This window comes from Humidesulfovibrio sp., assembly GCF_035560995.1.
In the GTDB taxonomy this organism is placed as follows: Bacteria; Desulfobacterota; Desulfovibrionia; order Desulfovibrionales; family Desulfovibrionaceae; genus Humidesulfovibrio.
This window is the reverse complement of the sequence record NZ_DATMYK010000280.1, coordinates 1-2,495: the sequence shown is the minus strand read 5'-3', so window position 1 is coordinate 2,495 and position 2,495 is coordinate 1. Positions and strand designations below refer to the sequence as shown.

The 2,495-nt window shown below is 63.1% G+C and carries 2 protein-coding genes; both read right to left on the bottom strand.

Annotation, left to right across the window (positions count from 1 at the left end; translation table 11 throughout):
• Positions 1-150 precede the first annotated feature (150 nt).
• Positions 151-1,320 carry a hypothetical protein gene (locus VN419_RS10945; RefSeq protein ID WP_325647267.1) on the bottom strand — a complete coding sequence of 390 codons (1,170 nt, stop codon included), beginning with the start codon at positions 1,318-1,320 and terminating at the stop codon, positions 151-153.
• Between the two features lie 12 nt (positions 1,321-1,332).
• Positions 1,333-1,890 carry a polysaccharide biosynthesis/export family protein gene (locus tag VN419_RS10940; protein ID WP_325647266.1) on the bottom strand — a complete coding sequence of 186 codons (558 nt, stop codon included), beginning with the start codon at positions 1,888-1,890 and terminating at the stop codon, positions 1,333-1,335.
• Positions 1,891-2,495: the final 605 nt, after the last annotated feature.

Sequence of the window (2,495 nt, the reverse complement as noted above, 5' to 3'; positions counted from 1 at the left end):
GGCCAAGGGCCCGCGGAAGGCGACTTGCCAGAAGCGGGGCGGACGGACCATCTGGCCCGGCCAAGCGGTCAGCAACTGTGAAAATCCAGTGTCCGCCCTGGCAGGAAGGTATCGAAAGCCAGCCCGCAAGCGACGGGCCCTTTTGCGGCTTTACGGGAAAGAGATGGAGAAATTCAGGAAAACCTGATTCCGTTCCTTGGTCACGCCGGTTTCCTCCACCTTCTGGGCGCCATAGCCATAGCCCAGAGCAAGGGTGCCATGCTCGAAAACCTGGTACTGCGCCTGCGGGGAAATCTCCATCCATCGCGTGGTGCTTGTGGTTCCGGTGCTGCCTGCGGAGATCTTCGACATGACCATGTTGCCGTTCAGCATGAGTTGCAGCTTCTCCGTGATCCTCTTGGCCCCGAAGATGGAATACCGGTTGCGCACGATGTCTTCGCCATTGAGGCCGGAGGTCATGTCCCGGTTGTACGAGGCAGACACGCTGGACGTCTCGTCCACGCGCCACTCGACACCGGTGTCTGCGGAGAAGCCGTTGCGCGAGCTGTCCTGCCCTTGGGCATTGGTGGACTGCATGGAGCTCATGCCGCCGAGGAGCCGCAGTTTGAGGAGCTCGGTCAACTTGTACTCAAAGCCGCCCAAGGTGGAGAGCACGGACTGATGCGCGGAGGACTGCTCTATCCTCGTCTGCGAGACCTGCGCGATGGCCTGGGTCCTCTCGGTGAACTGGTAGCCCCAGCGCCCGCCGTAGTTCGTGGTGTTGCTGTCGGCGTAGATCGTGGACCCGTAGCGGGTCTGCGTGTACCCGCCGAAGAGGGTGGCGGTGTTGCGCTCAGTCACGTCAAAGGTGATGGACGGCTGCGCCCCGTACACTTCGCGCAGGGTAAGCTGCGCAATCTGGCCGGTGTTCTCAAGGGTGGAGCTGAAGGTGTGGTCAACGACCGCTTCGGCCGTCACAGAAACCCGCACCCTCTCCGTGGCGTTCATCTCCACAAAGGCGTCGTACTTCTGGTCCATCCGGTCATAGGCGCTCAGAGACGAGTAGCGGTAGAGGGTGGCCAGACCGCTGACATAGCCGCGCACGCGTTCCTGCTCCAGTTCAACCTTGAGGGAGGGGGCGAGGCTGTGTTCCAGATCTCCCTTACCCATCATGTACACGTTGGAGTCGTACATTTCCCGCGCCGAAACGGCGGGCGTGATTTTGAGGGTGTCCTCGGCAAAGGCGACGGAGCCCGCTCCGCAAAGGAGCAGGCCGGCAACGGCTCCGAACAGGCGTGAGCCTGCCAGGAAACGTTTGGCGGCGTGAAGGAGTTTGGGCATTGGCAGCATGTCCTACGGAACGACGATTGTGTCTCCGCGGTTAAGGTATATGTTCTGCTCCAAATACTTGCCCTTGGCCACCGCATCATAGTCGAAGGGAAGGGTCTGCGTCTTCCCGCGTGCTTCACGCAGCACGATGATGTCGTCAGCGGCGGCAAAAGGGGTCACGCCGCCCGAAAGGGCAAGGGCCTGCACCACCGTCATGCGCTCCGTCATCAGGTAGACTCCGGGCCGGACGACCTTACCGACGACAAACACTTTGGGACTATTGACCTTTGTTATCATGATGCTGACCGGCGCGCCAGGGGAAAATTCATCCATTTTCGCCTGAATCTCGTCACGGAGTTCGCCGATGGTACGGCCCTGGACATCCACATCCCCTATGAGCGGAAAAGAGATCTTGCCATCCGGCCGTACCACAACCTCGCGGGTCAGGGCCTCCTCCTTCCACACGGAGATCATCAGCACATCATCCGGGCCGGGCGAGTACGCCTTCTCGGATTCAGCAAGGGCGGAACTCGCCGTAATGATGCAAAAGGCAAAGGCAAGCAGGATGTTGCGTGGGCTCATGGTATCTCCTTGGAGCACTGGGCTGGCTGGGTAAGAGGGACCTTCCGGGGTGGGCAAAACTGAGGCAGCGTCTGCCGCTTGCGATTCCTGTGAAATCCCCTTGCGACCGTGATGTGCCTGCCCCCCTTGGCCGCGAACAAGACCGCCAGGCCGGAGCCCAGAAGCCAGAACGCTCCGGGGATCGGCGTCACCGCGGGCTTGTCGGGCCTGGACGGAGCGACGGGGCCGTTACCCGCACCCGGAACGACCTTGCCGCCGCCGGAGCTGGCGCCCTCGCTCAGGGACGGACGGGGACGGGGATCGGCCACGGACATGACAGCGCCGCTGCCCTCAAGTCCGTAAAGCTGCTGCCGGGGTGGAGCCGCTTCCACGGGCGCTGGCCGACGCCCGGGAGATTTTGGCCGCACGGCTGTCTGAGAACCGGGCGCGCCACCGGCCCCGCCGCCGGCGTTCACCAGACGGCGTCCTGCTTCCCGGCCGGGGAAGGCGTCGTACGGCTCCCGCGCCTGCTGCAAGCCGGCGCCCGGCCGCTCCCGGATCTGCTGCTCCTCGGTTTGGAGCACGTGGCTCAGCCGTTGCGCCTGCTTCGGGAACGCCAAGATCCC

What these genes read in the sequence shown, in the direction of transcription:
- VN419_RS10945 (WP_325647267.1), bottom strand. Translation starts at nt 1,320, where the DNA reads ATGCCCAAACTCCTTCACGCCGCCAAACGTTTCCTGGCAGGCTCACGC.
- VN419_RS10940 (WP_325647266.1), bottom strand. Translation starts at nt 1,890, where the DNA reads ATGAGCCCACGCAACATCCTGCTTGCCTTTGCCTTTTGCATCATTACG.